1 protein-coding gene is annotated in these 5593 nt (G+C 41.6%); it reads left to right on the forward strand.

Annotated elements, in window-relative coordinates; genetic code table 11:
• Positions 1 to 5593 (forward strand): UTP--glucose-1-phosphate uridylyltransferase (locus PHC29_08585; GenBank protein ID MDD5109533.1); only part of this gene is annotated, 5593 nt, incomplete at both ends.

Here is a 5593-nt window from a genome sequence, read left to right on the forward strand (position 1 = left end):
CTAGAATCCAGTAGCCCGACAAATAAAGAAGGAACAATAACAGCTGCTAAGTATTCCTCGAGTCCGATTACCACCCCCATAAGAATAAAAGGGGTCTTTAACGGTAGGGATATAAACAATATCATTGAAGAAGTTGACATAAACCGGCTGGCTTCCGGAAAATCGGTCCAGAAAGGCCGTTTTTCTAAAGAAAGCCGTAAGCAAAAATCCCAGAGGGATTTTGATCAATCGGTAGACATACTTGCCCTGGCTCTTGAAACAGCAGGAATCAAAGCCGATAAACTTTTAGGAGTAACCTTTTATGACGAATATGATACCGCCGGGCATGTCTTAAATACTCTAAGTGACGGTCTTGATAAATATTACGCCGGGCAAGGCCGCGGTCTAATCATGGCTGTCGGGCCGATAGCCGGGGGCGCTGCCGGGGAGAAAGCTATGCAAGTCCTCATAGAGGAAGCGGCGCAGGGAAGATATAAAGATGTAGATTATCTGATAATCCAGGTAGATAAGAGCACCGGCAAGGGAAACAGCGTAAGATGGATGTTTGGAGTTGCCGACCGGCTCAAAGTAAAAGCCATGCTCCATGTCGATGCCGACTTATGGACTATGTATAAGGGGCAACCTTCCCAGGAGCAGTCCATAGATTGGCCCAAGCTGAGCATAAAAGATATAGAGGAAATGGAAGCCGAAGACGAAATAAAGGGAATAAGCCCTCGCTGGGTTAAGGAGTTATTGGAGCCGGCTCTCGATACCAAGATAAATGAGGGTAATGATAAAGTTTTTGTTTTACCTTATTATACAAGGTCAATATACGATGCTACCATTACCAAATTTTTAATGCGTATCTGGAGTGAAGTATTCTACCGCCGGAGGATTCAACAGCCGATAGGCGGCGATTTTGGATTTTCTATAGAATTAGTCAGGACTATTTTGGACAAAGAAAGCCTGTGGGAAGATCAAAACTTTTTAAGGTTCGGATACGATAACGTAGCCACCTGGATAAGCGTGGCTACCGGCGCTACCCTTTTTGAAACGGCCCTGGGCGAAAAACTCCATAAAGAGAGCGCCCGGATGAGGAAAGAATATTTAACCGACGAACAGGTAGAAGAGCTGATCAAGGCAAAAATATTAATAAAACGGAACGGAAGCTATATTTTTGCCATAGACAACCAGGATGCTTTAAGAGAGAGGATATTCGCTTACTCCGAAGAGCAGAAGAGAATCGATTGCCATACCGCCCTTGGTAATCTTCCGCCGTTTGAGGAGATAACGATCGAAGGCGGCAAGGTAATTCTGGAAGTAGATAATCTAAGGATAATGTTTGAGCAGGTATTGATGTCGGCTTACCGGGCCCTGGAGATGAATGCCGGATTTATCCAGGATAACCTCAACCAGGAGATAGAGGGCGTAGGCCAGTTAGGGCCGGAAGAGTTGCGGCTTAAGTTGCCTCCCGAGCTGGACTTGAACTTTGACGTGGTATACGATAAATTCAAGAAGGGATATCTAAGATACAAGAGTTTTATAAGAGAGGTTTTGGGAAAGGAGATAGCCCAGCAGATAGATGTTCAGGCCGATGAAAAGAATAAAGATAATTTTAAGATATCCGAGGACCTCTATGCCAGAATTTTCGTTATAACTATTTCTATGATAGAGAAATACAAGGAATACCGCTTAAGGGATTTTGTTGAAGTCTTTGAATGCCTCTGGCGGGCCCGCGTGGCAAGTTTTATCAAGGATATAAAAGACTACGAGCAAAAACAAGAGAAAATAAATCTCCGCACCGCATATTTTAACACTGTTCAGAAAGCGGCTCGCCATGTAAATAAGCAGATAGAAGTTGTTGAGCAGGCTTGGCGTAGTAAAGATAACCATACTACCCAAGAGAGGCTCATTAACCATATTAATGGTAATGGTTCCTCTAGCATATCTTCCAGCCCGCTTGTTCTTGGCTCCCTAGTTAATACCTTTAGCTCCAGCCGTCTCTCTCCAACCGATACGACCTTAGCCCTAGCTGACTCTGCCCATCTGCGCTTGACCGGACGTGCTCCCCCAATCTCCATACGATTTTTTGCTGAAAGAAGTTCTATCATCACTAAATTCGAATATGGATTTGATGAGAATAAATCTAAAAAAGGACTCAAAAAATTATCTATTTCTTCCAAGTTTAAATCCAGCAGCCCCATAAATTATGACGTTACTCCTGCAGAATACCAAGCGCAACTAGATAGGAATTTTGCGGCCAAAGATATTCAGGCAAAAATAAAGCTCGAATCCTCTCGGGCTAACTTAAACCAGATAATGAAGAAAAATGAGATAGCTTTCTTACCTGTTTCTTGGGGTAGTTTTGAACATTCCATATTCATCAGTGTTAATTTGAGCCATTCGCGAACCTTAAGAAACTACGCAGCAGGGATTCAAGCCGAGGTTTTGCATATTCTTAGACATATAGATAAAATAAGGCTTAATGATTTATCTAAGTTACACGCCACTTTAGTAAACAATATTATAGGCGATAATACCATAGATATCAGTAATAATGCGATGCGCGCCATTTATCAGCAGTATAGGGAAACCATTGAGGGCCTTGGTTCTTTTGAATTTGAGATTTACGGTCCCCATCTCATGCCGAATTTAGGTATTGTTCTTGAAGCAAAGACTTATACGCCCCATCTTAAGATTTTTAGAAAAGAAGCCCAAGAAATTTTAGACAAAACTACTCCACAAGAAGATGTTAGAAGCTCCGTTTCTGACATTATTCATATTTCTTTGGGTTATATTGTTGTCGCGCAGTCTCAGGAATTAAGAAGAATATATAGGCTGTTAGAGCAAGCAAGACGTAATGTTCTGCCATTTCCCGTTAAGGTCGATAAGATTCAAATTGTTAAGACTATTAACAAAACGATGTTAGATGATGGAGAAATAGCAGTCCGTTTAACTTCCAGTCCTGTTGTAGGTTCCCTAGTTACCGCAATTACATACCAGGATGTTCTAAATGAGCAGATCAACGGGCTTAAGAATCATTATTCTACCGCTCCCCCAGTCATTACTTCTTCACCCGTATCTAACGATAATAATCTCACCTCTGCCTTAGAATACTTTATTGAAAAATTAGGCTTAAGTAAATTTGACGTTATCCATATCAAAGGCCTCTATTATAAGTTTATCTCTCCTAAAGTTAAAACTGTCTTAAAGATTGCGGAAAACTTCTTCCCCTCAGCTTTACTCACTGAACAAGAGCGCAAAGAGCAGCTTGGCGCGATTGACTATAATGAAATAGCTAGCGATGTAGCCAATATCAATGCGGCCAAGGGTGTCGTCATTACCTTTAATCCTATGGATGGCGGTTTGGGTACTGGCGTAGCCAGGAACCGCTATCTTGCCGAGACCATTAAGCGAGCAGTAGAGCCTGTGTCCGGGAAAATCAAGCTAGGAGCCAAGGCTACTGATTTATTCTTAGATGTTACGCTGAAAGGTAAAGATGCCAGCGGTAATTCCAAAGACTTCGCTGAAAAGCTCTCCATTGCCGAAATCAAACTCTTAAGGGCAATAAAGGATGCCAGCCAATTTAACAGTGCAGTATTCCAGCCTTTAGTAAATAGCGATTCCGCTCCGTCTTATATCAAGTTTTTAAATAGTATCTACCTTGAAGACAGGATTGACGATGCCAAGATCCAAAAACGTACCTATTGGCAGGTCATGAAAGAACATAATCTTAACTTAATCCCTGGCGAGGAGATGCTCTATCAAGCTGATTTGCCGATTATTGACCTGGAGAATAATAATTCGCTTACCGATAAATACAAAGCTCCCGGTGGGCACGGGCAGTGGGGAGTAAGGCTTTTATACGGTGCATTACAATTTACCCCGTCCACAACTAAAGATATATCCATCCGGGCTTTCTACAATGGCGATGGTATAGCGAATTTCCCTGATGCTGCAATTATTGGCTGGATGGCTAGAAATAAAGTCGCTATCGTAATGATTTCTACCACTAAGGCCGGCTTGGATAGAAAGGGTGGCCAGATAGGCATTGAAAAGCTTCCGGATGGCGCTGTCAAGGTCCAAATGCTGGAATTAGCCCAGGCCAAGAAACCCGGCAAAGACCACGAAAATCTTTTCTACGCCATCGGGCTTAAGGGTTTAGACAAAGTTAGGGTCAAGGATAATGTTTATATCAATGTTCCCGAGACCCAATTCTTTAATACCAATATCGCTATCATCAATTACAATGTTTTAACACCTGTATTGCAGGAGTTATCTTTGCTTAAAAATGTAGAGGTTGATAGCGAGCTCTTATCCGGAAATGACTTGGTTGAGCGTATCATTACCCCGGACTTAATTGAGAACGTCAAAGATAAAGATGATGGCAAGAAATACACCCAGTTGGAAGGGGCTATCGGTTCAGCCCTGCTTAACCTAAACGCATTCTTTGCGACTACTAAAGATATGAGGGTAAAGAGAATACTGGAGAACAATGGTATTGATAAGCTCTTAAGAATAGTTAATGTCGTAACTCCTCAGAGGACCCGCTTCTTTACGCCGGTAAAGAATGCTTTTGATTTTTGGCTACAGTCATCTTCAGACTACTATATTTTAGATACTGAGAAATGGACCCTGGTAAACAGCCAGGCTGGGTTAGTTCCCCCAACCGTAGAAATTACTGATAGCTTTTATAATGAGGTTCAAAATGTTATTGATGCCTTCGGTAAGGCCTCAACCAAGGGCCTCAAATCCTTAACTATAAAGGGTAAAGTATATTTAAAAGATGCTCTTTTAAAAGGTAATGTAGAGATAATCAGCGAATATCAGGATATATTTGACCTGAATTCAGTTCAGGGCAGAGAACAGTTGGACCAAAGAGGAGTTCAGCAGTTAATTCTAGAGAATGTTAGGATAGAGATAAATAAAGAAGGCGTGATAATAGTTGCCAGACAGTCATCAAGCCCGGTTGTTGGATCTTTGGTTGGAATAGTCGGTGCAAGTTCGCCGGTAGATTCAGCAGAAAGCTTAATCGAAGAGAAAAAATCAAGGCTTGACGAGAGTATAAAGAATTATATGAAAAGTAAAGATATGGAATACCGCGAAGAAGCAGTTGTCGGTAAACCGTTATTTATACCTAACTTAATCCGGAGTTTAATTATTCCCAGCAAGGAGATAGATTGGGATAATTTAGCTGCCGGCAAGGAATTTGTTTGGTTGCCGTCAAAGGATCTGAAGTATGAGTTTAAAATTCCGACAATGAGCGGCTGGATTGAGAACAAGCAGCTTAATGTCGAGATTACTCATAATTTACCTAGCGGTCCGTACAGGTTATCTTCGGAGCCCATCAAGAATGAGGCGGTAGCGGTCCTGGATATATTCTTCAGCGAAATTTTAAGAAATAGCGGAAAGGTATTATCAGGGATCGTTAAGAAAACAGTTGAAGACTTAAGCCTCTTGAATTTAACCGTCAAAGAAACATTGCTTGACCCGAAATCGCAGAAAATAGCCATAGAGATAGCGAATGGAGGTTTAAAGAGCAAGGTAGTAGTCGAACAAATTAAGATAAAATACGCAAAGAGGATAAAAGAAGAGCGTATTCAAAACCAAAAAG

Source organism: Candidatus Omnitrophota bacterium, assembly GCA_028712255.1.
GTDB lineage: Bacteria > Omnitrophota > Gorgyraeia > Gygaellales > Profunditerraquicolaceae > UBA6249.